Raw genomic sequence first — 26,667 nt, 5'->3', positions numbered from 1 at the left:
TGAAACATGATAGAAGGCAAACAAAAAAGGCAATGATAGAGATACTATCATTACCTTGTCAGTAACGTAAGTGCTCCATCACGATCTGTAGCTCCCCATTATAGAGTGTCTCTATAATGACAGTGTCATCCTTTTTCAAGATAACCCCAGCACCCATGCATTCGACATACATGGCTACTTCGGCAAAAGTTCCCTTTCATCTGTTCTCTCTGTTGTCATCCTCAAACAGCTTACTAATGAACCCTGCTCCTCTACCCCATCGGATTGATGATGTGGTTGCATATAAAATTTTCTATATAACTATATCAAACTGCCGGGTCTATGACAATGGGTATTCCCTATTGGAAATATTTTAAACCTTCCAACGCAAAAAAAAAGACCCCCATGAGTGAGAGGTCATGTACGGGAAGGGATCCCGACTTCAAAATCAGGATCAAAGCCCGTGATGATGATATCAAATTCCTTGCTCAAATCGATTTCATAAGGGGTTTCCAGACGTTCTCCCCGCTCTTCGACGATCCGTACAACAGGACGGTCGGTCACTCCTTGATTCTGCTCGGCCACGATGGCTTTCCGATCGTCGTTCAGCTCGATGATCATCCCATTCGGATAGATGGCCACGGAGCGCCTGAAGGCTTCGATGACATCCCTGTCGAACAAGGTCCCCGCTCCTGCATAGAGAATCTCGAGGGCCTGATGGGGAAGCATGGCATCCCGGTATACCCGGTTGGAGGTCATGGCATCAAAGACATCAGCGACCGCGATGATCTTGGCGAATGGGTGGATATCTTCTTCTGTGATTCCCCGGGGATATCCGGACCCGTCTAATCTCTCATGATGCTGATACGCACAGTGCGCTACCAGGATGGATACCGAATGAAGGCCTCGAAGAATTTCGAATCCCCTCTCGGAATGGAGTTTGATTTCAGCAAATTCCGCTTCCGTAAGCCTGCCCGGCTTCATGAGGATTTCCTCAGATATGCACATCTTGCCGATATCATGAAGAATCGCTCCCACCCCTAGTTGCTCCAGCTGCTTTTGGGGAAGATTCAGCTTAAGGCCGATCGACAGGGTATAAAGTGTCACATTGAACGAATGATGGAAGATATAAGAATCATAGGAGAAGACATCTGTCAGGATTGTAAGAAGGTCATTGTTCTCCTTGACTTCCTGCAGGACGACTCCGATGATACCGGTCATCTGCCTGGCACTCTCCTCAAACAGGACGCTTTTTGGGATGCCCGATTGCTTGACCTGACTGAATGCCTTCTCGATGCTTTTGATCGTCTCTTGTCTCACTTTCTTTGAAACGGTCTCTTTGACTTCAATTCCATGGGAAAGAGAATCTTCGATATAGACATATTGAATATTCAACTCTAACAGCCGCTGAATCATGCGGTCCGTTAAAGGAACCCGATCATGAATCAGCGTCTTCCCTCTCATGTTATAGACCGGTGAACCTAGAACCATGCCGGATCTGATGGACCTTGTAGAAATGAGCATCATACTAATCTCCTATATATCCCCTTCATTTTTCGACAAAATTTACTAATATGTCCATTATAAAGGAAACCTGTAATTCTGCAAGGTATAATTACCTATTGCAGGGGATTATTCATAGAAGAATAGCAAATCGGTTCCATCAGTTCTTCATTTTGCCCAGTTTCCACCCAAGCACATCCCGTAAGAACTCAGGCATGAAATATTTCTTGGTTTTTGTTTTTAGAGAAGGGAAGAAATGACCGAATGTAAACATATCCGGCAGTGCCACCTTGTAGCTCTCATGAGGATCAAGACGCTCTCCTCCCACCAAAAGATCACCTTCAGTAAAGCTGATATTGGTGTAAACGAATTGCCCGAGGACCCTACCCCTGAATCCCAGACCTTTCACTTCAAGGGCTGGCCATGATTCATTTAAGGTGAGCGTGATGATCTCCTTCAACTCTTCTCCCGTGAGCGTGATCAGACACGGATTAATCGGGTGTGGCAGGATGTGATGCAGGTCCCTCTTTGTGACGGCCCCTTTTTGCAGGCCTTCCATGAGGAGTCCCGCATTCACGAAGGAACAATCGGCATCTGTCCACTCCATGAGTGCTTCACTGAGAAGGAGCGGCAGCGGCGACGGAGCATACCAATCGACGGAGAGCCCTGTTTTAAGATCGGCAATTTCTTCCTCCAGTAATGCCTGACCATTCAGTACCCACCCTCGTTCCTCATCCAGCTCAACACCGGATTCAGGAAGATCTTCATACGCATAGAGCCCGGCTTTCCTCGTGAGGATCTTCTTGCTTGAAGAATCCACTTCAATCACCATATGACCGACAAAATTACCGTACTTGCCTGCTGCACCGAGAAGGGTGCCGTTGACCTCTTTCCCTTCATGTAGGATGTGATGGGTGTGGGCACCGAGGATGACATCCACTTCGGGAAACTCCTCCCCGATCCATTCATCGTCACGGATGCCCAGATGGGATAAAAGGATGAGGACGTCCACTTTCGGCCTCAGTTCGTCCAACAGCTTCCTCAGCTCAGCGATGGGCTCGGTGACGGTCCAGCCCAGCGCCTGATAAAAAGGATAGAAAGGCGCCGTTAAACCGAGAACCCCGATCTTCACGCCTCCTTTCGTCCTGTAGATCTGATAAGGACTTGCCCAATCCGGCAGCGCCATGGATTCGTCAAAGAGGTTCCCCAGAATGACCGGGAATGCCGCTTCATCATACAGGTGATTCAGTTCTTCATGATCAAGGGTGATGCCTTCGTTGTTCCCGATCGTGACTCCGTCGTACCCTGCTTCGTTCAGGAACTTGATGTTTCCCTTCCCTAGGGTGGCCTCTGTGAGAGGATGGGATCGATCGACATGATCTCCTATATCAAATGCGAAGACTTCGTCTCCTTCGCCCTCATGCAGCAGTCTCCTGTCCTTCATGAGGTCCCGGATCCTCGACCAGTGTTCAAAATGGCTATGCAAATCATTGGTGTGATAAATATGGATCGTTTCTTTCAATTAAGTTCACTCCTGTAAGGCTATTCCTTTTTCTACATGTGCATCAGAACAGATCCAGCTGCTTAGGTGCAAGGCCACTGTACTGTATTCCAAGCAGGTCGATCATCTGTTTGGCATTATCCGCAGCGTCACCGCCTGAATTATTATTGAAAAGGATATACAGATCCTTCGATTCTTGCTCCAGCTTCCTGATATGGGGAATCCACTCCTCAAGCTCGGCCTGATTATACCGGTAGAGATAACGGACCTCGCGCCAGTTTTCCTTACCCGTGTGATTCCAGCCATACACATTCCGTCCGTGGAAACGGATGAGGGTGGCATCTCCGTTCGTCGCTTCGACCACTCTTGGGACAGATCCTTCTCCAGCCTGAGGCTCATCACAGATCGAATGGATCCAGTCTTCATTCTTCATGAAACCGAGCGTCCCCTGGCGGAAATCGGGTGAATACCAGCTTTGGTGACGAAATTCCAGAGACACGGGGATGCCCTGCATCTGTTCCCTGCAATATCTGATATAGTTCACATTATCTTTTGTACAGTCGAACCATGGCGGGAATTGGAATAAGATCATGGCAAGCTTACCGCTCTCCAGGAATGGAACGATGGATTCCTTGAAGGCCTCGAACATGGCATCCTTTGATTCAAACGGGATCTCACCGCGCTGATGCCCCGTCATCCCCTGATAGGCCTTCACGATGAATCGGAACGCATCAGGTGTTTCATCCACCCATTTCCTTACATTTTTCACCGGCTGTACGGCATAAAAGGATGCATCCACTTCCACCACAGGGAAGTGAGCGCCGTACTCCTTCAGCTTATCCCTTGCCGGGACGTTTTCATAAAGGGTGTCATGGTCCCCCCACCCTGTCACGCCAACATAGATCATCGTTCAGCACCTGCCTTTTATGTGAATTCATTCTATCACAGAACCCATTCGATTTCCGTTTGGAGGTGTCGGAATCGCTTATGAAAAGCCCCTCATTGCTCCTTTTAACCCCTTCATCCAAAAGTTAACAAGTTTGTCATGAAGAATTGTCTAGTTTGTGAAATACTGAACAAACTTATCGTCTTTTTTCTCTTTCGTGCTTATACTGAAAGTGTAGAGGAGCTAGCCCTCTTAAAACGGAATCAGGGAGTGAACGATGATGATAAACGCATTTCTACGTAACAATAAAGCAGTGGCAGGCGTATTGACGATTATCAGGCTGTATCTGGGGTACTTCTGGTTGACATCCGGCATTGGAAAGATTACCGGGGGATTTGAAGTCAACGGGTTCCTCCAAGGAGCAATCGGCAAGGCGACAGGTGATCATCCGGCTGTACAGACGTGGTGGGCAACCTTCCTTGAACAGGTCGCACTCCCTAACCATGAGCTGTTCGCCACACTCGTCATGTGGGGAGAGGTTCTCGTCGGAATCGGCTTGATCCTCGGACTGTTCACGAATCTTGCAGCCCTCGGTGGCATCACGATGAACTTCAGCTTCCTTCTCAGCGGAACCACCAGCACCAACCCGCAGATGGTCATCCTCACAATCTTCCTGCTTGTCGCAGGAGCGAATGCCGGCCGGTATGGACTGGATCGGTGGGTAATGCCTTATGTGAGGAAACAGCGAAAAAATCGAAAAGGGCATAAGAAGTTAGCTCCAGCGGTATGAGAGCCTGTGAGCGGGCTACAAAACAGATAAATTTTCTTCCTTATGAAATAAATAAAAAAAGACGGAGCCGAGATGGGCTCCGTCTTATCGTCTGCGTTGATTATTATCCGATTGAACCTTCCATCTCGAACTTGATGAGACGGTTCATTTCAACGGCATATTCCATTGGAAGTTCTTTTGTGAACGGCTCGATGAAGCCCATTACGATCATTTCCGTTGCTTCTTCTTCTGAGATTCCGCGACTCATCAAGTAGAAGAGCTGCTCTTCAGAAACCTTCGATACTTTCGCCTCGTGCTCAAGGGAAATGTTATCGTTCAGGATTTCGTTGTAAGGGATCGTATCAGAAGTGGATTGGTTATCCATGATCAGCGTGTCACACTCGATGTTCGAGCGTGCGCCTTCCGCTTTGCGTCCGAAATGCACGATTCCGCGATACGTTACTTTCCCACCGTGTTTCGAAATGGATTTGGAAACAATCGTAGAGGACGTGTTCGGTGCAAGGTGGATCATTTTGGCACCGGCATCCTGATGCTGCCCTTTACCTGCAAGTGCGATGGAAAGCGTCATACCACGAGCGCCTTCCCCTTTAAGGATGACCGCAGGGTATTTCATCGTCAGTTTTGAACCGATGTTTCCATCGACCCATTCCATCGTTGCGTTCTCTTCACATACTGCACGCTTCGTTACAAGGTTGTAAACATTGTTCGCCCAGTTTTGGATCGTTGTATAGCGGCAGTACGCATTTTTCTTGATGATGATCTCGACGACAGCCGAGTGAAGGGAGTTCGTTGTGTAGACAGGTGCTGTACATCCCTCTACATAGTGAACGCTCGCATCTTCATCCACGATGATGAGCGTACGCTCGAACTGACCCATATTCTCAGAGTTGATACGGAAGTAAGCTTGAAGTGGCGTATCCACCTTGATGCCCTTCGGTACATAGATGAAGGATCCACCTGACCATACAGCCGAGTTCAATGCTGCGAACTTGTTGTCTGTAGGCGGGATGACTTTCGCCCAATGCTCACGGAACAGCTCTTCATTTTCTTTAAGAGCAGAATCTGTGTCCTTGAAGACGATCCCCATTTCCTCAAGATCTTCCTGCATGTTGTGGTAAACCACTTCGGACTCATACTGAGCCGATACACCGGCAAGGTATTTTTGCTCTGCTTCAGGGATCCCAAGCTTATCGAACGTCTGCTTGATTTCTTCCGGAACTTCATCCCAGCTGCGCTCGGACTTCTCAGATGGCTTCACGTAATATGTGATATCATCGAAATTCAGTTCCTGGAGATTTCCTCCCCACTGAGGCATCGCCATATTATAGAAATGATCCAATGATTTCAAGCGGAAATCAAGCATCCATTTCGGTTCATCTTTCATACGGGAGATCTCTTCAACGATTTCCCGCGTCAAACCGCGTTTTGAACGGAAAATCGATACGTCTTTATCGCTAAAACCGTATTTGTAATCTCCGATCTCAGGCATCTTCTTCGCCATGTTGATTCCTCCATTCGTTAATGGAGCAAGAAGAAAAGCTTAGTTCTGCTCTTCTTCACGCACTCCTTTTTCCATCGCCTTCCACGCGAGCGTCGCACACTTGATGCGGGCCGGGAACTTGGCGACTCCTTGTAATGCTTCTATATCTCCAAGATCGACATCATCGTCATAGTCATTTCCTTGCATCATATCAGAGAAGATCTTCGAAAGCTTGAGTGCTTCGTCGATTTCCTTGCCTTTGACCGCCTGGGTCATCATGGATGCCGAAGCCATGGAGATGGAACATCCTTCTCCGTCGAACTTCGCATCCTGGACGATCCCGTCTTCCACTTTCAGTGTAAGGTGGATGCGGTCACCGCACGTCGGGTTGTTCATGTCGATGGTAAAGCTGCCATCTTCGAGAGAACCCTTATTACGTGGATTTTTGTAATGATCCATGATGACTTGCCGGTAGAGCTGATCTAAGTTATTAAAAGACATCGCTGAAAAACTCCTTCGTCTTCACTAGCCCCGCAACCAGTCTGTCGATCTCTTCCTCTGTGTTATACAGGTAGAAGCTGGCGCGGGCCGTTGCTGATACATTGAGCCATTTCATCAGCGGCTGAGCACAGTGATGGCCGGCACGGACGGCTATGCCTTCCGAGTCGAGGACGGTAGCGACATCATGTGGATGGACGTCATCGATGTTGAACGTCACGAGTCCGGCACGCTGCGCAGGATCCTGTGGTCCGAAGATCTTCATGCCTTCTACGGCGCTCATTTTTTCAAGGGCATAAGCGGCGAGCCTATGCTCATGGGCTTCAATGTTGGAAAGACCGACATCTTCGAGGAAGTCGATGGCGGCTCCTAAACCGATCGCTCCTGCAATGATCGGGGTGCCTCCTTCGAACTTCCACGGAAGCTCTTTCCAGGTAGAGTCATACAAGCCGACGAAATCAATCATCTCGCCGCCGAACTCTACCGGTTCCATCGCTTCCAGGTGCTTCTTCTTCCCGTATAGAACACCGATTCCTGTAGGTCCGACCATCTTATGGCCTGAGAAGGCAAAGAAATCACAGTCGAGATCCTGGACGTCGATCTTCATATGCGGGGCAGCCTGGGCACCGTCCACCATCATGACCGCTCCGTTTTCATGGGCGATCTTCGTGATCTCCTTGATTGGATTCATCGTACCGAGTACGTTTGAGACCATCATGATGGCCACGATTTTCGTCCTGGATGTGATTGTTGCACGTACATCCTCCAGGGTGATGGTTCCATCCTCCTGCAGGGGAACATACTTCAGGACGGCCCCTTTTTCCTTGGCAAGCTGCTGCCATGGAATGATGTTGCTATGGTGCTCCATGTGGGTGATGACGATTTCGTCGCCTTCTTCCACATTGGCGCGGCCGTAGCTTGCTGCGACGGTGTTGATGGATGTCGTCGTCCCACGGGTGAAAATCACTTCTTCCGTGGTCGCCGCATTGATGAAGGAGCGTACCTTTTCACGTGCTCCTTCATATCCATCCGTCGCCCTTGTACCGAGGGTATGGACCCCGCGGTGGACGTTCGAATTATAGCCTTTATAGTAGTCGCTCACAGCCTCAATGACCGAAATCGGTTTTTGAGAGGTGGCTGCACTATCCAGATACACCAATGGATGGCCGTTCACTTCCTGGTCGAGAATCGGAAAATGTTTACGAATCTCTTGGATATCCATTAGTTGACTTTCCTTTCGATTACCTCGACAAGCTGTTTCTTCACGCCCTCGATCGGCAGCTGGTTGACAACCGGCGCCAGGAATCCGTGAATCACGAGACGTTCAGCTTCTTTCTGAGGGATCCCGCGGCTCATGAGGTAGTAAAGTTGAAGCGGATCAACGCGCCCTACAGAGGCAGCATGTCCTGCAGTTACATCGTCTTCATCGATCAATAGGATCGGATTTGCATCTCCGCGCGCTTTTTCACTCAGCATGAGGACGCGTGATTCCTGCTCGGCATTCGATTTCGAAGCACCGTGCTCGATCTTTCCGATTCCATTGAAGATAGAAGAAGCTTCATCTTTCATCACACCATGTTTAAGGATATAGCCTTCGGAATTTTTACCGAAATGAACAACCTTGGTGGTGAAATTCTGCTTTTGTTTGCCTCGACCGACAACAACTGATTTCGTATCGCCGTAAGAACCGTCACCGATCAGGTTCGTCACGTTTTCAGAAACCGTATCTCCGTCGTTCATCAGGCCCAGTGCCCACTCGATGCGCGCATCACGTGATGCCACACCGCGTCGGTTGACGTATGTCGTCACTCCGCTGTTAAGGGTATCCACGGCACCGTAAGCAACTTTCGCATTATCCTTTGCCACCACTTCTGATACAATGTTGAACACGCCGTTCTCCACGTCCACTGTAGAGATATAGTTTTCCACATACGTGACAGAACTATTGTCTTCTGCCACAACGAGTACGTGGTTGAACATGGCTACTTCCGCATTATCATGGATGAATACGGCTTGAACCGGTTCAGTCAGCTCCACATTTTTAGGAACGTAAAGGAACGTACCGCCGTTCAAAAGGGCTGCATGAAGGGCAGTCAGCTTGTTCTCATCCACTTTCACACCATCGGTCATGAAGTATTTTTGAACAAGGTCACCGTGCTCCTTCACAGCAGTGAAGATATCGGTGAAGATGACGCCGTTGTCCTTCAGTTCGTCCGTGATCTTCAAGTGGGCAGGCGTATTATTACGCTGGATATACAGGCTGCCTGATTCACTTTCAGATTCTACTAATGCTTTTATTTCTTCGGGCAGCTCGCTCATGGATGAAAACGCAGCACTTTCGACTGTATGCTTCTGGAATTGAGTGAAGTTCCAGTTGGTGATCTTCGTTTTATCCGCAACAGGGAGGTTCAGGTCTGAGACTTTGGCGAATGCGTCTGTACGCAGGGCCGTCATCCATTCTGGTTCTCCGAGTTGTTTTGAGTAGGAGCTGACATAGTCTTGATCTACTGGTAGTTTCGTTTCTACAGTCATATTCATCCCCCTAACTCTTACGCTTCTTGGCCGACAGTTTCGTCTTTGATTCCCAGTTCTTCTTTGATCCAGTCATATCCTTCTGCTTCAAGGCGCTGAGCAAGTTCTTTACCGCCGGATTTCACAACGCGTCCTTGCATCATCACGTGAACGTGATCAGGCGTGATGTAGTTCAATAGACGTTGGTAGTGAGTGATGATCAAGCAGCCGAAGTCTTCTCCGCGCATTTTGTTGATTCCTTTTGACACGACTTTGAGGGCATCGATATCAAGTCCTGAATCGATCTCATCAAGGATGGCGATTTTAGGCTGAAGCATCATCAATTGAAGGATTTCGTTACGCTTCTTCTCCCCACCGGAGAATCCTTCATTCAGGTAACGCTGTGCCATGTCCGGATCCATTTCAAGGTATTCCATTTCGGAATCCATTTTGCGGATGAACTTCATAAGGGAGATTTCTTCCCCTTCTTCGCGTCGGCTGTTGATGGCAGAACGAAGGAAGTCGGCATTCGTCACACCGCTGATTTCACTTGGGTATTGCATAGCGAGGAAAAGACCTACGCGTGCGCGTTCGTCTACTTCCATTTCAAGGACATCTTCACCGTCGAATGTGATGCTTCCTTTTGTCACTTCGTATTTCGGGTGACCCATGATTGCAGATGAAAGAGTGGATTTACCAGTACCATTCGGTCCCATGACCGCGTGAATTTCTCCACCTTTGATTTCAAGGTTGACACCCTTGAGGATTTCTTTACCTTCGATCTCCACATGAAGATCTTTGATTGTTAAAGTAGAACCTGCCATGTATATTACCTCCGTGACTTTATAAATGAAATAAAGGGATTCTTTATCCATTCTCAATTTATTATCATTACAATCTTATAACAAATAAAAGCTATAATCAACTTTTTCAGACAAAAGGGGACGGCATGGAAACGGGAAAAAATACCCTTCTATTGTTGGCCCAAACGCCCTTCTGCATACATGATCCGTCCCATGAGCGAATCATGTTCCCACAACCCCTACCTTATCACGGATGGGTGCCCATTTAAACCTCTATACATAAGAAAAACCAGTGATTCATCCATCACCGGCTCCTCCGTCATTCTTCTATATATTAGCATGCACTTTTCGATCGAGTGCAGCAATCATCCTGCGGCTTTCCCTATAATCCTTCTCTCTCTGCTTCTCTACTTGCATCCGAACTTCATGCTTTCGTTTGTACACCTCGTACCCTACTCCGTGGGCTCCATGCATGGCCTTTTCCATTTCGCTTGTGTACGACATACTGTCAAGAGAGTCGATAGTGAATCATTCCTTTCAGGTTTTTGTGTTACTCATTAAGGATACTACCCTGCCATTCTTTTGCCAAAACGTGTGTAGGGTGATTTTTTCAGAAAATCATCCTTCACTCCTGTTCTGCACTAAATTGTCAGACTTTCTTACACGTTTCCGCCTGTATCCTCCTGAAAGGAGTTCATCCTCTTTTATAATGCAAAAAAAAGAGAGTCCGAAGACCCCCCTTTAATGCTTCAGTTCATTCAGATCCTGCATGGATTGCTGAACAAGCGTGACCGCCTGGCTCATGGCTGCGCCGCCGCCGAATGCAGCGGTCACCCCCACGGCTTCAAGGATTTCCTCTTCCGTACACCCTTGATCGAGACAACCCTTTGTGTGGTAGATGATGCAGTACTCATCTTGAGAATACAAACTGATGCCAAGGGCGATCAGCTGCTTCTCTTTCTTTGATAATACCCCTTCACGGAAACAGTGCTCCGTGAAAGCATTGTATTGCTGCGCCAGCTCCGGCATTTTTTCAGTGAAGATCCCAAGCCCCGTCTTATAATCGAGCAGGGCCGCTTCCGTTGTATTTCTAGGCTCTACCTGCATTCACTTTCAGCTCCATTCTAATTCGAGTGATCGAAAATAGTATGAGCTTATTGCAAAAAGATTATGTTTGGTATTTATTCTTTGACCGGAACCACGGAACCTTTCCACTCTTTATTGATGAAGTCCTGGATTTCATCAGACTGGAGAACCTTCACAAGCTCCTTGATTTCTTTTTTGTCCTCATCACCTTTTTTGACCGCGATGATGTTCACATACGGTGATTCCTTGTCTTCGATGGCAATGGAATCCTTGACCGGATCCAGTCCGCTATCAATGGCATAGTTGGAGTTGATGACGACGGCATCGCCTTCTTCATTATTGTAAAGCTGAGTAAGAAGGGCCGGCTCATATTCGTAGTCGAATTTCAGCTTTTTAGGGTTTTCGGCGATATCATCCAACGTCGCCTGGGTTTTATCGATACCATCCTTCAATTTGATCAGACCGTTTGCTTCAAGCAAGGTAAGGATCCTTCCGTGCTCTGCAACGGAGTTACTGAATAGAATGGTTCCGCCTTCCGGGATATCCTTAAGGGATTTATGCTTCTTGGAGTATACTGCCATCGGTTCGATGTGAATTCCTCCGGCACTTACGAAGTCATAACCATGTTCCTTCTTTTGCCCCTCAAGGTAAGGAATGTGCTGGAAGTAGTTGGCATCAAGATCTCCACTTTCTAGATCTTTATTTGGCAGGACATAATCCTGGTACGTTTCGATCTTGAGGTCGATCCCTTCTTTTTCAAGGATTGGTTTTGCTTCCTCCAGGATCTCAGCATGAGGGACATTGGATGCTCCGACCACGAGTTCCTTTGAATCGCCAGAGCTTCCGTTGCTCCCGCCGGTTCCGCATGCTGCCAATCCTACAATACTTGCTGCTGCAATCGTTCCCACTAACCATTTTTTCATCTGAATTCTCTCCTTTTATCGTTTATCTATTTTATTGGTGAAATAATCACCCACAAGCTGAATGATGAATACAAGAACCAGGATCAAGATGGTCGCCGCCAGGGTGACATCGGTCCTGCTGCGCTGGAATCCATCAAGGAATGCCAGATTCCCAAGACCGCCAGCGCCGATGACGCCCGCCATTGCGGTATAACCGACCAGTGCGATGGCCGTCACTGTGATTCCGGAGATGAGGGCAGGCATGGATTCAGGAAGAAGGACCTTCATGATGATGGTGCTCGTTTTTGCTCCCATCGCTTTTGCCGCCTCGATGACCCCTTTATTGACTTCGCGCAGGGCGATCTCGACCATGCGGGCATAGAACGGGGCAGCCCCGATGATCAAAGCAGGCAACGCTGCGTTCGCCCCTCGGATCGTACCAATCAACACTTTGGTGAAGGGGATCAACAGGACGATCAGGATGATGAAGGGGATCGACCGGAAGACATTGACCACAGCGTTGGTGATGGAATAGGCCACCTTATTTTCCCAGATGTTCCCTTTTGATGTGAGGAACAATAAAATCCCTAGTGCGAGCCCGAGGACAAATGTTACGATCACCGACATACCAGTCATATACAGGGTCTCAAGAGTGGCTTCCCACATCTTTTCCCAATCGACGTTCGGAAAGATTTTCTCGATCATCGCTCCATCACCTCCACTTTCACCGATTGTTCTTCAGCGAAGGCGACCGCCTGATCGAGGATTTCACGTTCACCCTTCAGATGGATGAACAGCGTGCCGAATGCTCCTTTTTGAGTTTGCGAAATCTGGCCCTGAAGGATGTTCACCTCAAGATCGAACCTTCGGATCAGTGAGGTGATGAGAGGCTGATCCGTACCGCTTCCAACGAATGTAAGCTTCAACACTTTCCCATCCGGATACTGATCGAGGATGTCATCCGACTCCTGCTGCTGTGCGACCTCTTTCACGAAGCGCTTCGTCACTTCCTGACGCGGATTACGGAATACCTCTAGGACATCCCCCTCTTCGACCACTTTTCCCGCTTCCATGACCGCCACCCTGTGACAGATTTTACGGATGACGTGCATTTCGTGGGTGATGAGGACGATGGTGAGCCCAAGACGCTCATTGATATCAACAAGAAGATCCAGGATGCTGTCCGTGGTTTGGGGATCCAGTGCGGACGTAGCTTCATCACATAGGAGCACCTTCGGATCATTCGCAAGTGCCCTTGCAATCCCGACGCGCTGCTTCTGACCTCCACTGAGTTGCGCCGGATAAGCATCCCCCCTGCCTTCAAGTCCTACCAGATGGAGAAGTTCATTCGCCTTCCTGATCCGTTCTCCTCTTGGCACTCCGGCTATCTCGAGTGGGAACTGGATGTTTTCAAGTACCGTACGGGACCAAAGGAGATTGAAATGTTGAAAGATCATCCCCATGGACTGCCGGGCTTCACGGAGTTTACGTCCCTTCGCCTTTGATATCACTTGACCGTTCACATCCACAGATCCATCAGTGGGTAGCTCGAGCCCATTCAGCATCCGGATCAACGTGCTCTTTCCTGCACCGCTGTACCCGATGACACCGAAGATTTCCCCATCCTTGATGGTCATATCCACCCCATCGACAGCTGACACCGTACCATTTTTGGTTTGAAAGATTTTTTTTACATCAGAAATCGTAATCATGTTGTATCCACCTCGTCATCAGTAAAACCACCTGTTTACTAGGAATTATATCCAAATACGTCATTATTGTTAAAACATCCAACCTCATTTGAAAAACAAAAATGCCTCCCTGCGATAAGCAGAAAGGCATACTATTTCAATAGTTGACTTTCCCTCATCTGTCGAAGCCTTCGCTTCGAGTGAATTGGCACCGTGTCAATTTTCATTGACGGTTGCCGGGTTTCATCGGGCACTTCCCTCCACCACTCTAAATAAGAGATAAACGTTATTCAATTATTCATACTAAATACTCAGAAATTTGTTACTAAACAGATACTATCACCGAATAAACAAGGTGTCAATTCTTTTTTGCACATTATACGCTCACTGGTTCGACCATGTGAAATCGGGTCAACCAAAGCACCGATTCAGCAAACAACAGATGCCGGTAACCTCCACGGACTTCGATTTCCTTTTTATCGACAAGGGAAGTCAATCGTTCATTCCCTTCAAGTAAAGCAATCAACCGCCGGACATCTCCAGCCGTTATCGTCAGGTTGGGATCTGGGTGAGGATCGGGAAGTACGTTGCAGCCCTTATTAGAAATGGACAGACTGTGGCCGCTAGTGCCGCATTGGAAATGTAGGACGAACGGGGTGTCTGGAAATAACAATTGTAAGTGATACCTGGTCTCGCATTGATCTACGACTTTCTCTAAATACTCTCTCATGCAACCCCTCCAGTATCTCGGATACTTAACTAATTCCACTATTGGATAGTTTATCCTCCTGTACTTTCTCGACAGATTGTGGACGCACTGTCGAAGGAAGGGCCCAACAGACAATAAGTTGGCGGGTTCGCTTCATTTCCCGAGAAATATGTCCCGGTATGTAGAAAAGTCGCAGTGGTTTCCGTGAGAATCTTTCAGTTTCTTTTATCGTTCGAACAAAAAAAGGCCTTTTCGGCCCTTTATGCTACCTTATTCAAAGCTTCATACAAAAACGGTACAGATTGAAACGCATAGATCCGTTCCACCTCGACTCCATCTTTGAATAGCAGGAGGCAAGGAACGCTTTCGACCGCATGCTCTGTTGCAAATCCTGCCAGGTAATTCAGATTTGCCTTTGCAAAAACGAATGGTTGAGGCAGTTTCTCTACAATATCAATCATCCTACCTGCAACCTGGCAGGTGCCGCACATGGGGGTGTACAGATAGAGCGCAAGCAGTCTTTCATTCTCCCGTATCGTGTGCAGCGCTTCCTGGCTGTTCAACTCTTTCAAAGCTAATTCATCCTTTTTCCAAGATATTGTTTGTGGACATCAATGTTGGCTCCGATCAAGACGGAAGCGAGGTGATATTCCGGGGCAGCCGCCACTTCCTTGTACATCCTGTCGATATACAGGTGACCCGCTTCGGGGAACTCCCGCTTGAATTGCTTGCGGAGTTTCTCACCGGCTTCATCGGCATCCACCAAGATGTATACATCCCTGTCGAATAATGAATCGATTAGTTCGTCCATTTTGGTCAGACTGATCGTACCATTGGTACAGATGATTTCTACGGGCTCACTGATGATATCTTTAACCTTTCGTTTGTCGGATGTCCCTTCTACGATCAGAACTTTTTCATCCACGACTTCCATGACAATCACCTTGACTTTCAGTGAAGTAGTAAAAGATTTGATAGATCCACTTATTATCTCTATTTTCTCATGTCAGTGGGATTTTGCAAAGGATTTGATCCAAAAGAACACCGGGGGTGATCCCCCGATGTCATTCTAACACCATCCACCTTCATCGCAATCCGTATAGCGGGCATCATGCCCTTCTGATGAGGTATAGCTCTGGTAGATTTTGTTTTCTTTCGCCTCGAAATTCGGCTGCATGCTGATCCCCTCCAACGAAAGGGGGACTTTCCCGATTGACTGGTTATCGAGGAACAGCTCAATGGAGCCATCCTTCACTTTTCCAATGACACGATCGGTCACATCGGCCTGTTTGGGTGTAAGCATGACCATCATCCTTTCCTTAAAGGTTGAATTTATCTTGCCCCTCCGGATAAAAAAACACCTTGAGAATTTATCCCAAGGTGTTCCTGTTTTAGCCTTCGTTGATCATTTTATCGTATTCTTCAGATGTCATCAGTTTGTCCATTTCACCAGCGTCTGAAGGTTCCACAACAACCATCCATGCTTTCTCGTATGGAGATTCGTTGACGAATTCAGGGCTGTCAGACAGGTCTTCGTTCACTTCGACCACTTTTCCTGATACAGGAGCGTAAAGTTCAGAAACGGTCTTGACCGATTCAACGCTTCCGAAAGGCTCGTTCGCTTTGACTTCATCGCCGACTTCCGGCAGCTCGACAAAGACGATGTCACCAAGTTCTGATTGTGCGAATGCTGTGATTCCGATTCGGACGTTACCGCCTTCGGACTTTACCCATTCATGTTCTTCTGAATAACGCAGTTCTTTCGGTGTGCTCATCTTTATCCCTCCACATGCTAGTTATACAAACTAATATTGACACATTCTTTAAGAGAAAAGCAAGGAAGTCTTGCACAAATATTCTGTTGCTTCCATTACTTCCAAGCATCTTCAAACGTTTCTTCCTTGAAGCCGAGGGTCACCTTTTGACCATTGGTCGTGAGGGGGCGCTTGATCAGCATCCCATCTGAAGCCAGTAGTTCGAGGAGTTCGTCGTCTGAGGCGGTATTTACCTTGTCTTTCAAGCCTAATTCCCTGTATTTCATGCCGCTTGTATTGAAGAATTTTTTCAGGGGCAGTCCGCTTTTTTCATAAAGTTCTTTCAGCGTTTCCTTAGACGGTGGCTCCTCGACAATATGTATTTCGTTGAAGTCAACCTCTTCTTGTTCAAGCCATTTTTTCGCCTTGCGGCATGTCCCGCATTTAGGGTAGGAATAGAATGTGATTGCCATTGTTTTCACCACCTTTCGTTTGAGTGCTTTCCTCTTCATTATATCCGTTTTTGTCCTTGACGAACAATACCGGCTGTCGAATGTTGTAGAGAAATGACCGGCCATTATGGTCTGTTACATTTAATGAGAGATTTTTCTTCCTCAGCTATCCTGTTATTGCGCAACCTGCACACGTTCCCGCCTAAAGTGTCTCTCCCGCTCTCCCGCAGTTATCACATTGGGGCGAAATGGGGTGATGGTTGAACATGCTCTGCATGAAGTGACATTCTGTTCTGCATACCGGGCTCTTTCTCGATTTTCACACTCTATATGCCTCCATGAAAAAGGGGCTGCATACAGGCAGCCCCCTTCTCCTTACACGGTATATTTTTCAGCGTCGATCAGTTTCACGGAGGCATCGCGTTTGAGGGCGATGACGTTGACCGGCGTGTGGCGGGTGAATTTTTTCAAGGCCGACAGCATGATGCGGAGCGTGTCACCTGATTCCGTCGCCACCAATGTTTCTTTGGCATGCTGCTCGATTTTGTTGAATGCTTCCTGACAGAAGATCTGAGTATAAAGGAGCTTCTGCTTGGCTTTCTCCAAACCGGTCGTTTCGATTGCTTTTTCGGTCCTCAATACAACGGATTCCATTGCATATGCTTCTGAGACGATATCAGCGATATTCACAAGGACTTCCTGCTCTTTCTCAAGGGCCTTACCGAATTTTTGCGCGGCAAGTCCTGCAAGCATCAAGCCGATCTTCTTTGCATTGCGTACCAGGTACTTTTCTTGAGCAAGAGGCTCGTCGCCCACTTCTTCTGGCATGAGCATCATCAGTTCTTCCTGCAGGGCCTGTGCTTTTTGAAGGAGTGGAAGTTCGCCTTTCATGGCTTTTCTCAAATAGGTGCCAGGTACAAGGAGACGATTGATCTCGTTCGTGCCTTCGAAGATCCGGTTGATACGGGAATCCCTGTAGAGCCGCTCGATTTCATATTCCTGCATGAACCCGTAACCACCGTGAAGCTGGACGCCTTCATCCACGATGTAGTCCAGCACTTCCGTACCGAAGAATTTATTGAGTGAGCATTCGATGGCATATTCCGCAATGGATTTGGCCACTTCCGACCCGTTTTTCACTTCTTCATCAGAGAGCTTGCTCATCCTATCCTCGAAGAGGCCGACCGTACGATAGACGGAGCTTTCTGCGGCATATAGCTTGGATGCCATGGTTGAGAGTTTTTCTTTTGTCAGGTTGAAAGAAGAGATCGGCGTCTTGAACTGCTGACGCTGATTCGTATAGGCTACCGTTACTTCCAGTGCTCGCTTGCTGGCCCCTACTGCCCCCACCCCTAGCTTATAACGGCCGATGTTGAGGATGTTGAATGCGATAATATGCCCTTTACCTGCTTGACCAAGGAGGTTTTCAACCGGTACTTCTGCATCTTCAAGGATCAGCGTACGGGTGGAGGAACTCTTGATTCCCATCTTCTTCTCTTCAGGACCCGTCGATACCCCAGGGAATTCTTTTTCTACGATGAAGGCGGAGAAATGCTCGCCATCGATCTTGGCGTATACGATGAAGACATCGGCGAAGGCGGAGTTAGTGATCCACTGTTTCTCACCATTCAGTACGTAATGGGTCCCCGCTTCGTTCAATTTGGCAGTCGTTTTTGCCCCCAATGCATCAGATCCTGACCCCGGTTCTGTCAGGGCGTACGCCGCAAGCTTTTCTCCCGTGGAAAGAGGCGGCAGATACTTTGTTTTCTGTTCTTCATTCCCGAAAAGGACGATTGGGAGGGAACCAATCCCCACATGTGCACCGTGTGAAATCGAGAATCCTCCTGCTCTCGACATACGCTCTGCAATCAGGGCTGAGCTTACTTTGTCGAGGCCAAGTCCGCCATACTCCTCTGGTACATCCGCACCGAGAAGTCCCAGCTCACCTGCTTCTTTCAAGAGGCGCACGGAGTGATCGAACTCATGGTTTTCAAGATTCTCGATGACCGGAACGACTTCGTTCAGTACATAATCTTCCGTCGTCTTAGCAATCATTTTGTGCTCATCGCTGTAGTCTTCAGGCGTGAACACCTGCTCATACGTTACATCTTCAATCAGGAAGCTTCCGCCTTTGATCAATTTATCTGTTTGATTTGCCATTTTGGTCTCCTCCAATTTCTCTGTTTTCATAAGGTCATTCAACTCTGGGTGGTGGGACTCAGCCAATCAGTTCAAAGACTCCAGCTGCGCCCATTCCACCACCGATACACATCGTGACGATCCCAAACTGTTCATTGCGCCTCTTCATCTCGTGCATCAGAGAGAGGGTGAGTTTTGATCCTGTGCATCCAAGGGGATGCCCCAAGGCAATGGCCCCTCCGTTCACGTTCACCTTCTCTTCATCCAGACCAAGATGACGGATCACCTGGAGGGACTGGGATGCGAATGCTTCATTCAATTCGAACAGGCCGATATCTGAGAGCTCCAGGCCTGCCATCTTGAGGGCCTTCGGAATCGCTTCAACAGGACCGATCCCCATGATTTCAGGTGGAACACCCGCTACGGCAAAGCTTCTGAATTTCACCAATGGCTGGAGTCCGAGTGAGCCCGCTTTTTCGCGATCCATGACCATGACCGCAGCTGCCCCGTCACTCGTTTGGGATGAGTTCCCCGCCGTGACCGATCCCTTTACGTTGAATGCCGGACGAAGTTTTGCCAGTACATCGGAGCTCGTTCCTTCCCGAACCCCTTCATCCGTATCAAATGAGAATGACTTTTCCACCAGTTTATTGGCGTCTGATACGGAGCGTCTCACAACATCGACCGGTACGATCTCGTCGGTGAACTTTCCTTCTGCGATGGCCCTGGCCGCTTTTTGGTGGCTTCTAACTGCAAAGGCGTCTTGATCTTCACGTGATATACCGAATTTCCTGGCCACCTCTTCAGCCGTGTGACCCATGCTCATATAGTACTCAGGTGCTGTTTCAGCCAAGGATGGATTCGGTCGTGCTACATGCCCCATCATCGGGACCATGCTCATGCTTTCCGCACCGCCGGCGATGGCTGTGTCTGAATGGCCCAGCATGATCTTCTCCGCTGCATAGGCAATGGATTGCAACCCGGAAGAACAATAGCGATTGATGGTAATGGCCGGAACCGTATCTGGAAGACCCGCAAGCCCTCCGATGTTACGGGCCATATTCAACCCCTGTTCTGCTTCCGGCATGGCACAGCCGATGATGAGATCATCGATGTTGCCTTCGTAAGCGCCTGCGCGTTTCAACGTTTCCTTGACGACCAGTGCTCCAAGGTCGTCCGGTCTCACCCCGGCAAGCGAACCTTTCCTTGATTTCCCCACCGGTGTACGAGCACCGGCGACAATGACTGCTTCACGCATGATGATTCCCCCGCTTCCTTCGATTAATTGCGCAATGGTTTTCCTTTAACGAGCATATGCTGCATCCGCTGCTGTGATTTCGGTTCTGCTACAAGACTGAGGAACGCTTCCCGTTCAAGGTCCAGAAGGTACTGTTCATCCACTTCCGTACCGAATGGAACTTTTCCGCCTGCAATCACATAGGCAAGCTTCTTGGCGATCTTCAGATCGTGCTCCGAGATATACCCGGAATGAAGCATCGCTTGTGCTCCTAGCAATAATGTCCCGTAGCCTGTTTCGCCCACGACCGGCACTTTTTTGCGTTGCGGGGCGCGATACCCGGTTTGATGGAGGGCAAGGACCGCCTGCTTCGCATCATAGAGCTGGTGATCCTGATTGACACTCACACCGTCACGGTTACTGAGGAAATTGTTTTCCCTCGCTTCATCACCCGATGTGGACACCTTTGCCATGGCGATTGTTTCGAACACTTTATTCGCTACTTTCTGAAGATCGAACTCCACTCCGTTTGGAAGGTCCTGCAGGTGCTTCATATAAAGCTCCTTATTGCCCCCTCCCCCGGGGATCAATCCGACTCCAACTTCGACAAGTCCCATATACGTTTCCATCGTTGCCTGGACGCGGGCTGCCGGCAAGCAGACTTCGCTTCCGCCCCCCAGTGTCATACCGAACGGGGCAGCCACAACCGGTTTGGATGAATACTTGATTTTCATCATCGCCGATTGGAAGTGGCGGACGACCATATCCAATTCGTACACATCATCCTGCGCTTCCATAAGGATCATGGCGAGATTTGCCCCCACACAGAAGTTTTTGCCCTGATTTCCGATGACCAGTCCTTTGTAATTCTTCTCCACTTCTTCAACGGAAGCATTGATCATCTGCAGGATGTCGAGACCGATGGCATTGTTCTGAGAATGGAACTCGAGGAGTGCCACGCCATCGCCGATATCGATCAGGCTTGCGCCTGTGTTTTTCTTGATGACCTTCCCTTGCTTCTTCAGCTGCTTCAAACTGATATGCTTGGGATTTTTCTCTTCCGTTCTGTAGCTTCCTTCGTGGTAGAAGGATCGCTCCCCGGATTCATCCTCGCTATAGAACGTCGTGAACCCAGCTTCAAGCATTTGATCTACCCAAGCAGGGACGTTCAGTCCTTGTTCCTTCATTAAACTGACGGACCGCTCCACTCCGATGGCATCCCATGTTTCAAACGGTCCCTTTTCCCAGCCGAAGCCCCATTTCATCGCCTGGTCGATGGCCACGATATCGTCGGCGATTTCACCGTGCAGCTCAGCAGAATAAAGAAGGACCGGAGATAGTATATTCCATAGTAAGGAACCAGCACGATCCTTGGCATAGACCAATGCTTTCATCTTATTGTTCAAGCCTTTTTCATTCCGGCTCAGCTCTGTTGAGGCCGTTTTCAATTTTTTCCTCTGACCATATTCAAGTGTTTCCGGATCAAGCTCAAGGATCTCTTTACCTTGCTTCAAGTAAAAACCCTGCCCGCTCTTGCTTCCATACCATCCTTTTTCAAGCATGGTCTGGATGAAGGCCGGGATCTCGAATACGTTTTTCTCATCTCCGTCCACCTGGTCGTACACATTTTTCGCCACATGGGCAAATGTATCGAGCCCGACAACGTCAAGGGTCCGGAAAGTGGCGCTCTTCGGCCGTCCGATGGCTGGACCCGTGATGGAGTCCACCTCGCCGACGCTGTATCCGCCTTTGAGCATCTCCTGCACCGTGACGAGGAGTCCGTACGTGCCGATCCGGTTGGCGATGAAGTTCGGCGTATCTTTCGCAAGGACGACGCCCTTCCCAAGCACATCTTCGCCGAATTCCTTCATGAACGTCAGGACCTCAGGATCGGTTTCGCCCGTCGGGATGACCTCCAATAGCTTCAGATAGCGGGGAGGATTGAAGAAGTGGGTGCCGAGGAAGTGCTTGCGGAAGTCCTCTGATCGCCCTTCCTTCATCGCTTCGATGGAAATGCCGGACGTATTCGAGCTGATGATGCTCCCTTCTTTTCTGAACGGCTCGATTTTCTCGAATACCTGTTTTTTCACATCCAAGTTCTCCACGACCACTTCAATGATCCAATCACAGTCTTTCAGTGATTCAAGATCGTCTTCCAGATTTCCAGCCGTGATCAAGCTGAGATTCCCTTTCACCGTGAGAGGTGCGGGCTTTTGCTTCAAAAGCTTTTTTAAAGCGTTTTCACTGAATTGATTCCTAAAGGACGGATGCTCCATGGTCCATCCTTTTGCTGCGTCTTTGTCGGAGAGTTTTTTAGGGACGATGTCGAGAAGCATGGTGGGGATCCCGATATTTGCAAGGTGTGCAGCGATGCCGGAACCCATGACACCTGATCCCAATACTGCCGCTTTCTGAATTCTACGTGCCAATCTATTTTCCCCCTTTGAAGGTTTTTGAATGAATACTCATTCATTTTATGTCGAAAAAAAAGACCCGAATGAGTTTCTGCTACCTATAATATATACGAAAATCAAAACTATCGCAATATTTAAACGTTTAAAAATTCTATTTTTTGTTAACGGTACATCTCCTTCTCTGTCTGCGGACACCCTAAGGGTGGAGGTGAGAAACTTGGCCAAACATAAGAAGGATCCATCAAAAGGCGGGGTCAGTGCAGCCAGCATCAAAGGGGATGCCGGTCCGGGCACTGAACCTAGCGGCAAGCGCAACAGTCAGAACAATCAATACAAAAAACAACCGTAATGCGGAAGGCGTTTCCTAGGGGAACGCCTGTTTACGTAAGCTTTTTGCCCATGATGAAATATTCCTCCGGTACATGGGGGAAGAATCCTTTCTTTACGACCACCCATCCTTTTCTTTCATATAATCGGATCGCTCCTGTATTTTCCTTCCTGACAGTCAGAAGTGCCTTTTCTTCCCTCCTTCCTTCAAGGAGGGTATCCATGAGTTTCCCTGCAATACCTTTTCCCCTATGTTCAGGAGCCACGCCCAGTTCCACAAGTTCCATAGCGTCCCTTATCCAATCTGTTTCAGGTAGCAGATGCCGGGCGAGTAGATCGTGGTAATACTGGCCTTTGAGTGAGGTGTACCCATATATGTAGCCGATGACAGCCCCATTCTCCACCACAAGATACCCTTCATGCCCCGGGTATTTCGCATGTTTTCTGAACTGGATCTCCATCGGTATGCGTTCCACGTTAAAAAGCCTGCTGTACAATCTGACCATCCTTGGAAAATAAGGACTGCGGATCTCCATCGGTATAAACTCCATTCCACCCCTCCATTCTCTCCAACCAAAAAGACCCCATTTGAGGGGTCCTTGCCATTCTTATTTCTTCATGACCCCTTTTAGAACAAACGCGACGTTTGCCGGTCTTTCAGCGAGCCTCCTCATGAAGTATCCGTACCAGTCGGTGCCATACGGAACATAGACGCGCATTTTGTATCCTTCCTTCACAAGTTCATGTTGACGCTCCACCCTGATCCCGAACAGCATCTGGAATTCAAATTGGTCGTAAGGAATGTTATATTCCTCGACGAGCTGTTTCGTGTATTCGATCATGGCATCATCATGAGTCGCGATGGCGGTGTAATTACCGTTCAGGAGATGGGTCTTGATGATGCGCTTGAAGCTCTCGTCCACGTCTTTTTTGTCTGGGAACGCCACTTCGGGTGATTCTTTATATGCTCCCTTCACCAAGCGCAGATTGGGTGAGTAGTGATTAAGATCGTCTATATCCTTTTCCGTTCTATATAGATAGGCTTGAATGACCGTACCGATGTTGTCATATTCGGATTTGAGCCTCTTGAAAATATCGATTGTCTGGCCGCAACGTCCATAATCCTCCATATCGATGGTAACGAATACATTTTGCCTTGTAGCCTCATCGAGGATCATCCTCATGTTCTTCATGACCACTTCCTCTGAGATATCCAGTCCCATGGACGTCATCTTCAAGGATAACTGTGAGTTCAGATGCTCTTTCCCGATGGCGCGGATGGCCTCAACACATTCCTTCGCCATGGCATTCGCCTCTTCTTCATTATCCACAAATTCACCAAGGTAATCGATGGTGACAGCAAGATTCTGTTTGTTAAGCTCCCGTATTACTGCTGTTGCCTGGACGATCGAAGACCCTGCCACGAAACGTGCGGCACCGAATCGCAAACCGTACTTCTTGGCAAGCTTCGTCATTGATTTATTTTTTGAAAGGAATAAAAAGAAATTACGCATTGCCTGTTCCATGTTGTTATGCCCCCTGTAGAACAATTATCTTTATTCGGAAAACGTTTTCTTTAGTGCCAAAAAATAAAATGTTCAAACAATTATCATATTTACCAACATTCTATCACCTTTTGTCGAGTTTGAATATAGTGTTTGATTACTTTATCAGGAGAACGTTCCGACTGAATACTTGATTGTAGGGGAGGCACAATAATACATGTTCGCCCATTAAGAAAAGGAGGAACCATTTTGGACCAACAACCAATGAATACTTCCCAAGGTACCGTCTATCAACAACCGCCGCAAGTGATCACAACAAAGGATTCCCTTTATATAAACGATATGCTGGCATGGAACCTCAATGCCATGAAAAAATGTCATTTTGCCGCTGCCCATTCACAAGACCCATCCATCCGCTCCATGCTCGATCGGTGCGGTCAGATGCATCAGCGACATTACGAACAATTGATGAGTCATCTTCAGAAGCATACGATGCAACAATCATAAGGAGGAATTCACATGGATCAGTCCAAGATTCAAAACCCCAAGACCCAAGTACCCGACACGCCACAGATGAATGATCGGGACTTCATGACCGACATCTTGTCACTGGAAAAGCATATGACTGCATCTTACGGGACCGCATTGAACGAAGCGAGCCACGACGGATTGTACCAGGACATCCTCTCCGTCTTCACGGAAACCCAGAACGCCCAGCGGGAGCTCTACAATGAAATGTTCAGGAAAGGCTGGTATTCACTAGAAGCAGCGGACAGCCAAACACTGCAGCAGTCCCTCATGCAGCACCAGCAGACCGCATCCCAGTTCCCCTATAAGGGGAATGGGCCCATTCAATAATCCCACAAGCAGACAGGCGAACATTCCTGTCTGCTTTTTTCTTTCTCTGGCTGCTCATCATGGTATGATGATTAAAAAGATGATAGGAGAGGATATAAATGGGGAAAATTACAATTTCAAGAGAGTCACAATTCATGAACAAAATGCGCAGTTATGACATTTATGTGGATGGGGAAAAAACGGGGGAGATCAAAAATGGTGGTACAGAAGAATTCTCTGTCACTCCAGGTGAACATGTCATACAGTTGCAGATCGACTGGTGCAAAAGTAAAAAAATCCCCTTCCGTGTATCAGAAGGAGAATCGCTTTCCTTCCAGTGTGGAAGCAGGCTGAAGGGATGGAGGGTATTGAAGGCTTCTTCAAGCATGGATAAAGAGGATGTTTTCGTTTATCTGGATCAAGTGTAAGGACTGGGGCGTTTCTATTCTTACTGAGAATCCATTTATGAACACTAGCAAAAAGCATCGTTCATAAATGCTCAGAAGTACGCTGATGAATTGGAGAGTGCTGTAGGGTGAGCGAATCTATCATATGGATGGGACAGGGGTTCGTTCCGTTCCGCTGCGGCCACCCGCTTTCCATGGGGCGTGCGGTGAGCCGCTTCGGCAGGCCTGCAGGGTCTCACCCTGCCCGCTTTTCCCATAGGAGTCGGGTGGCCTCCGCTTCACTGCACTGTGTGCATTTGGATTGGTGAAGGCTTTCTGGTCATCCACCTTTTCACACATATATCACCTCAATTAACATCCCAGAGCTTACATCGCTTCTTCTTGCTTTTTTGAGTTTCCTTTGAGAATGGCCTATTCACTTAGGATTTGGTCGATTACTCTGTATACTCACTATCCACGCCTTTTTATCAGGGCGTTTTTTTCATATGGCGGTATCGTTGATTGGTAGAGAGGATAATCAGAAGTCTACTCTTCTAAGTTCTGCAGAAATAGTCCGAACCCTTCTCTATCATTTTCATATACTATTACTAGAAATGGAGGTGATTACATGGCAAGAAACCGAAGACATCAAAGAGGGGAAGGTCCTCCTGCTTCTTCGGATCATGATGATGCGTGCATGGTTCACAAGAAGTGTATGGACAGGGCGTTCCGCCTTCCTGTTTTCTTAAGTACTACCAACACCCTCAATCCCCGTCAGCAGCAATTCCTTAATCGGCTGATAGCCGAGATGGAAGAAGCCCTTCTTTTCCCCCGTACTGGCCCTATTACCGAAAACTATCCGGAAACCATTTTAACCAACGTTCGAAGACTGGTATCATCAAGCTACGGCATGCTGGCTATGAACTTCCGCCGCTTTCTTGTAGAAGTGGTGGATACCAATGTAGGAGGTACACCTTCTCCTGAACCGTTTTGGCAGGGCTCGAGCTTTGCTCAGATCGAGCCCGCGATGGCCTTCCAGCGAGGCATCCCGATCCTTCTGGTCAGGGAGAAAGGAACAGATTTGACGAACGGTCTATGGCTTGGAGGTATCCCACCGCTCAACACGTTGATTGAATGGGATTCAGAGAACCAGTCCGTTGATGAATTCTTTGAGAGCGTATCTTGGAGAGAGGCATTTGCTTTCTGGACGGCGGAGGTCAGGACCACTTATTACAACCTGACTGAACCGGATGTCCAGTACAGGTGCTGATACCCGT

The 26,667-nt window shown here is 48.2% G+C and carries 30 protein-coding genes and 2 riboswitches; of the genes, 6 read left to right on the top strand and 24 right to left on the bottom strand.

Annotated elements, in window-relative coordinates; all coding sequences use genetic code 11:
* Window positions 1–80: 80 nt before the first annotated feature.
* Window positions 81–262, bottom strand: a riboswitch (Lysine riboswitch).
* Window positions 263–396: 134 nt separating this feature from the next.
* The 3 genes from AF331_RS17270 to AF331_RS17260 all read right to left on the bottom strand — a co-directional run bounded on the left by AF331_RS17270 (window position 397) and on the right by AF331_RS17260 (window position 3,890).
* On the bottom strand, window positions 397–1,503 hold the full coding sequence (locus tag AF331_RS17270) for an HD-GYP domain-containing protein (RefSeq protein ID WP_327205427.1): 1,107 nt from the start codon (window positions 1,501–1,503) through the stop codon (window positions 397–399).
* Between the two features lie 139 nt (window positions 1,504–1,642).
* Entirely contained in the window at window positions 1,643–3,004 is a 1,362-nt protein-coding gene (locus tag AF331_RS17265) for a bifunctional metallophosphatase/5'-nucleotidase (protein WP_053429296.1), read from the bottom strand.
* 43 nt (window positions 3,005–3,047) lie between these two features.
* Complete coding sequence (locus AF331_RS17260; protein WP_053429295.1) at window positions 3,048–3,890, bottom strand: DUF72 domain-containing protein; 843 nt, start codon at window positions 3,888–3,890, stop codon at window positions 3,048–3,050.
* Window positions 3,891–4,149: 259 nt separating this feature from the next.
* Here AF331_RS17260 and AF331_RS17255 point away from each other — a divergent pair, with 259 nt between their 5' ends.
* Window positions 4,150–4,659, top strand: a complete 510-nt coding sequence (locus tag AF331_RS17255) for a DoxX family protein (RefSeq protein ID WP_053429401.1) — start codon at window positions 4,150–4,152, stop codon at window positions 4,657–4,659.
* Between the two features lie 103 nt (window positions 4,660–4,762).
* Here the strand turns inward: AF331_RS17255 and sufB are convergent, their stop codons facing one another.
* The 19 genes from sufB to AF331_RS17165 form a co-directional block, all read right to left on the bottom strand.
* Entirely contained in the window at window positions 4,763–6,160 is a 1,398-nt protein-coding gene (sufB, locus tag AF331_RS17250) for a Fe-S cluster assembly protein SufB (RefSeq protein ID WP_048007050.1), read from the bottom strand.
* Window positions 6,161–6,199: 39 nt separating this feature from the next.
* On the bottom strand, window positions 6,200–6,640 hold the full coding sequence (gene sufU, locus AF331_RS17245) for a Fe-S cluster assembly sulfur transfer protein SufU (protein ID WP_048014620.1): 441 nt from the start codon (window positions 6,638–6,640) through the stop codon (window positions 6,200–6,202).
* On the bottom strand, window positions 6,630–7,859 hold the full coding sequence (locus AF331_RS17240; RefSeq protein ID WP_053429294.1) for a cysteine desulfurase: 1,230 nt from the start codon (window positions 7,857–7,859) through the stop codon (window positions 6,630–6,632). Before AF331_RS17240 ends, sufU begins: the two co-directional genes overlap by 11 nt.
* Entirely contained in the window at window positions 7,859–9,169 is a 1,311-nt protein-coding gene (gene sufD / locus AF331_RS17235; protein WP_053429293.1) for a Fe-S cluster assembly protein SufD, read from the bottom strand. Before sufD ends, AF331_RS17240 begins: the two co-directional genes overlap by 1 nt.
* Window positions 9,170–9,186: 17 nt before the next feature.
* Entirely contained in the window at window positions 9,187–9,972 is a 786-nt protein-coding gene (sufC, locus tag AF331_RS17230) for a Fe-S cluster assembly ATPase SufC (protein ID WP_048007054.1), read from the bottom strand.
* 306 nt (window positions 9,973–10,278) lie between these two features.
* Window positions 10,279–10,455, bottom strand: coding sequence for a hypothetical protein (locus tag AF331_RS22780; protein WP_162838966.1), 177 nt, complete (start codon window positions 10,453–10,455; stop codon window positions 10,279–10,281).
* A 237-nt stretch (window positions 10,456–10,692) separates the two neighbouring features.
* Window positions 10,693–11,058, bottom strand: coding sequence for a carboxymuconolactone decarboxylase family protein (locus AF331_RS17225; protein ID WP_053429292.1), 366 nt, complete (start codon window positions 11,056–11,058; stop codon window positions 10,693–10,695).
* A 74-nt stretch (window positions 11,059–11,132) separates the two neighbouring features.
* On the bottom strand, window positions 11,133–11,960 hold the full coding sequence (locus AF331_RS17220) for a MetQ/NlpA family ABC transporter substrate-binding protein (RefSeq protein WP_053429291.1): 828 nt from the start codon (window positions 11,958–11,960) through the stop codon (window positions 11,133–11,135).
* 15 nt (window positions 11,961–11,975) lie between these two features.
* On the bottom strand, window positions 11,976–12,644 hold the full coding sequence (locus AF331_RS17215; RefSeq protein WP_048013292.1) for a methionine ABC transporter permease: 669 nt from the start codon (window positions 12,642–12,644) through the stop codon (window positions 11,976–11,978).
* Complete coding sequence (locus tag AF331_RS17210) at window positions 12,641–13,651, bottom strand: methionine ABC transporter ATP-binding protein (protein ID WP_048007058.1); 1,011 nt, start codon at window positions 13,649–13,651, stop codon at window positions 12,641–12,643. The genes AF331_RS17215 and AF331_RS17210 overlap by 4 nt, the downstream gene beginning before the upstream one ends.
* Before the next feature lie 151 nt (window positions 13,652–13,802).
* Window positions 13,803–13,909, bottom strand: a riboswitch (SAM riboswitch).
* Between the two features lie 97 nt (window positions 13,910–14,006).
* Window positions 14,007–14,360 (bottom strand): hypothetical protein, encoded by a 354-nt coding sequence (locus AF331_RS17205; protein WP_048007059.1) that lies wholly within the window; start codon window positions 14,358–14,360, stop codon window positions 14,007–14,009.
* Between the two features lie 239 nt (window positions 14,361–14,599).
* Window positions 14,600–14,911, bottom strand: a complete 312-nt coding sequence (locus tag AF331_RS17200; RefSeq protein WP_048007060.1) for a thioredoxin family protein — start codon at window positions 14,909–14,911, stop codon at window positions 14,600–14,602.
* A gap of 2 nt (window positions 14,912–14,913) precedes the next feature.
* Window positions 14,914–15,273 carry a toprim domain-containing protein gene (locus tag AF331_RS17195; RefSeq protein ID WP_048007061.1) on the bottom strand — a complete coding sequence of 120 codons (360 nt, stop codon included), beginning with the start codon at window positions 15,271–15,273 and terminating at the stop codon, window positions 14,914–14,916.
* A gap of 135 nt (window positions 15,274–15,408) precedes the next feature.
* Entirely contained in the window at window positions 15,409–15,642 is a 234-nt protein-coding gene (locus tag AF331_RS17190) for a YusG family protein (protein ID WP_222115231.1), read from the bottom strand.
* 88 nt (window positions 15,643–15,730) lie between these two features.
* Window positions 15,731–16,114 carry a glycine cleavage system protein GcvH gene (gcvH, locus tag AF331_RS17185; protein WP_053429290.1) on the bottom strand — a complete coding sequence of 128 codons (384 nt, stop codon included), beginning with the start codon at window positions 16,112–16,114 and terminating at the stop codon, window positions 15,731–15,733.
* A gap of 95 nt (window positions 16,115–16,209) precedes the next feature.
* Window positions 16,210–16,566 carry an arsenate reductase family protein gene (locus AF331_RS17180; RefSeq protein ID WP_053429289.1) on the bottom strand — a complete coding sequence of 119 codons (357 nt, stop codon included), beginning with the start codon at window positions 16,564–16,566 and terminating at the stop codon, window positions 16,210–16,212.
* 354 nt (window positions 16,567–16,920) lie between these two features.
* Entirely contained in the window at window positions 16,921–18,705 is a 1,785-nt protein-coding gene (locus AF331_RS17175; RefSeq protein WP_053429288.1) for an acyl-CoA dehydrogenase family protein, read from the bottom strand.
* Window positions 18,706–18,763: 58 nt separating this feature from the next.
* Window positions 18,764–19,942 (bottom strand): acetyl-CoA C-acetyltransferase, encoded by a 1,179-nt coding sequence (locus AF331_RS17170; RefSeq protein WP_053429287.1) that lies wholly within the window; start codon window positions 19,940–19,942, stop codon window positions 18,764–18,766.
* 23 nt (window positions 19,943–19,965) lie between these two features.
* Window positions 19,966–22,350, bottom strand: coding sequence for a 3-hydroxyacyl-CoA dehydrogenase/enoyl-CoA hydratase family protein (locus tag AF331_RS17165; protein ID WP_082347023.1), 2,385 nt, complete (start codon window positions 22,348–22,350; stop codon window positions 19,966–19,968).
* A 202-nt stretch (window positions 22,351–22,552) separates the two neighbouring features.
* Here AF331_RS17165 and AF331_RS22005 point away from each other — a divergent pair, with 202 nt between their 5' ends.
* Complete coding sequence (locus AF331_RS22005) at window positions 22,553–22,684, top strand: YuzL family protein (RefSeq protein WP_082347035.1); 132 nt, start codon at window positions 22,553–22,555, stop codon at window positions 22,682–22,684.
* Window positions 22,685–22,715: 31 nt separating this feature from the next.
* Here AF331_RS22005 and AF331_RS17155 read toward each other — a convergent pair whose 3' ends face one another.
* Together AF331_RS17155 and AF331_RS17150 are read right to left on the bottom strand one after the other, a co-directional pair.
* A complete protein-coding gene (locus AF331_RS17155) occupies window positions 22,716–23,213 on the bottom strand; it encodes a GNAT family N-acetyltransferase (protein ID WP_053429285.1) in 498 nt (165 codons plus the stop codon).
* Window positions 23,214–23,270: 57 nt separating this feature from the next.
* Complete coding sequence (locus tag AF331_RS17150) at window positions 23,271–24,188, bottom strand: proline dehydrogenase family protein (protein WP_053429284.1); 918 nt, start codon at window positions 24,186–24,188, stop codon at window positions 23,271–23,273.
* Window positions 24,189–24,416: 228 nt separating this feature from the next.
* Between AF331_RS17150 and AF331_RS17145 the strand changes: the two genes are divergently transcribed.
* The 4 genes from AF331_RS17145 to AF331_RS17130 all read left to right on the top strand — a co-directional run bounded on the left by AF331_RS17145 (window position 24,417) and on the right by AF331_RS17130 (window position 26,660).
* Window positions 24,417–24,674 carry a ferritin family protein gene (locus AF331_RS17145; RefSeq protein WP_053429283.1) on the top strand — a complete coding sequence of 86 codons (258 nt, stop codon included), beginning with the start codon at window positions 24,417–24,419 and terminating at the stop codon, window positions 24,672–24,674.
* A gap of 12 nt (window positions 24,675–24,686) precedes the next feature.
* Window positions 24,687–25,025 (top strand): spore coat protein, encoded by a 339-nt coding sequence (locus AF331_RS17140; protein ID WP_053429282.1) that lies wholly within the window; start codon window positions 24,687–24,689, stop codon window positions 25,023–25,025.
* A 98-nt stretch (window positions 25,026–25,123) separates the two neighbouring features.
* Window positions 25,124–25,432 (top strand): hypothetical protein, encoded by a 309-nt coding sequence (locus tag AF331_RS17135; protein ID WP_053429281.1) that lies wholly within the window; start codon window positions 25,124–25,126, stop codon window positions 25,430–25,432.
* A 586-nt stretch (window positions 25,433–26,018) separates the two neighbouring features.
* Window positions 26,019–26,660: a hypothetical protein gene (locus tag AF331_RS17130; RefSeq protein WP_235576424.1), complete on the top strand. Its 642-nt coding sequence runs from the start codon at window positions 26,019–26,021 to the stop codon at window positions 26,658–26,660.
* Window positions 26,661–26,667 lie beyond the last annotated feature (7 nt).

The organism is Rossellomorea marisflavi, from assembly GCF_001274775.1.
Classification (GTDB): Bacteria; Bacillota; Bacilli; order Bacillales; family Bacillaceae_B; genus Rossellomorea; species Rossellomorea marisflavi.
The sequence above is the reverse complement of the archived record's forward strand: the minus strand, read 5'-3'. Positions and strand labels throughout refer to the sequence as shown.

Excerpts from the sequence above, each read along its gene's own strand:
- sufC (WP_048007054.1), bottom strand. The coding sequence starts at position 9,972 with ATGGCAGGTTCTACTTTAACAATCAAAGATCTTCATGTGGAGATCGAA.
- sufD (WP_053429293.1), bottom strand. The coding sequence starts at position 9,169 with ATGACTGTAGAAACGAAACTACCAGTAGATCAAGACTATGTCAGCTCC.
- AF331_RS17220 (WP_053429291.1), bottom strand. The coding sequence starts at position 11,960 with ATGAAAAAATGGTTAGTGGGAACGATTGCAGCAGCAAGTATTGTAGGA.
- AF331_RS17270 (WP_327205427.1), bottom strand. The coding sequence starts at position 1,503 with ATGCTCATTTCTACAAGGTCCATCAGATCCGGCATGGTTCTAGGTTCA.
- AF331_RS17155 (WP_053429285.1), bottom strand. The coding sequence starts at position 23,213 with ATGGAGTTTATACCGATGGAGATCCGCAGTCCTTATTTTCCAAGGATG.
- AF331_RS17215 (WP_048013292.1), bottom strand. The coding sequence starts at position 12,644 with ATGATCGAGAAAATCTTTCCGAACGTCGATTGGGAAAAGATGTGGGAA.
- AF331_RS17255 (WP_053429401.1), top strand. The coding sequence starts at position 4,150 with ATGATAAACGCATTTCTACGTAACAATAAAGCAGTGGCAGGCGTATTG.
- AF331_RS17135 (WP_053429281.1), top strand. The coding sequence starts at position 25,124 with ATGGGGAAAATTACAATTTCAAGAGAGTCACAATTCATGAACAAAATG.
- AF331_RS17190 (WP_222115231.1), bottom strand. The coding sequence starts at position 15,642 with ATGCTTACACCCAAACAGGCCGATGTGACCGATCGTGTCATTGGAAAA.
- AF331_RS17175 (WP_053429288.1), bottom strand. The coding sequence starts at position 18,705 with ATGGCAAATCAAACAGATAAATTGATCAAAGGCGGAAGCTTCCTGATT.
- AF331_RS17180 (WP_053429289.1), bottom strand. The coding sequence starts at position 16,566 with ATGGCAATCACATTCTATTCCTACCCTAAATGCGGGACATGCCGCAAG.
- AF331_RS17150 (WP_053429284.1), bottom strand. The coding sequence starts at position 24,188 with ATGGAACAGGCAATGCGTAATTTCTTTTTATTCCTTTCAAAAAATAAA.
- AF331_RS17225 (WP_053429292.1), bottom strand. The coding sequence starts at position 11,058 with ATGCAGGTAGAGCCTAGAAATACAACGGAAGCGGCCCTGCTCGATTAT.
- AF331_RS17140 (WP_053429282.1), top strand. The coding sequence starts at position 24,687 with ATGGATCAGTCCAAGATTCAAAACCCCAAGACCCAAGTACCCGACACG.
- AF331_RS17130 (WP_235576424.1), top strand. The coding sequence starts at position 26,019 with ATGGCAAGAAACCGAAGACATCAAAGAGGGGAAGGTCCTCCTGCTTCT.
- sufB (WP_048007050.1), bottom strand. The coding sequence starts at position 6,160 with ATGGCGAAGAAGATGCCTGAGATCGGAGATTACAAATACGGTTTTAGC.
- AF331_RS17260 (WP_053429295.1), bottom strand. The coding sequence starts at position 3,890 with ATGATCTATGTTGGCGTGACAGGGTGGGGGGACCATGACACCCTTTAT.
- AF331_RS17195 (WP_048007061.1), bottom strand. The coding sequence starts at position 15,273 with ATGGAAGTCGTGGATGAAAAAGTTCTGATCGTAGAAGGGACATCCGAC.
- AF331_RS17170 (WP_053429287.1), bottom strand. The coding sequence starts at position 19,942 with ATGCGTGAAGCAGTCATTGTCGCCGGTGCTCGTACACCGGTGGGGAAA.
- AF331_RS22780 (WP_162838966.1), bottom strand. The coding sequence starts at position 10,455 with ATGTCGTACACAAGCGAAATGGAAAAGGCCATGCATGGAGCCCACGGA.
- sufU (WP_048014620.1), bottom strand. The coding sequence starts at position 6,640 with ATGTCTTTTAATAACTTAGATCAGCTCTACCGGCAAGTCATCATGGAT.
- gcvH (WP_053429290.1), bottom strand. The coding sequence starts at position 16,114 with ATGAGCACACCGAAAGAACTGCGTTATTCAGAAGAACATGAATGGGTA.
- AF331_RS17240 (WP_053429294.1), bottom strand. The coding sequence starts at position 7,859 with ATGGATATCCAAGAGATTCGTAAACATTTTCCGATTCTCGACCAGGAA.
- AF331_RS17205 (WP_048007059.1), bottom strand. The coding sequence starts at position 14,360 with ATGAGAGAGTATTTAGAGAAAGTCGTAGATCAATGCGAGACCAGGTAT.
- AF331_RS17210 (WP_048007058.1), bottom strand. The coding sequence starts at position 13,651 with ATGATTACGATTTCTGATGTAAAAAAAATCTTTCAAACCAAAAATGGT.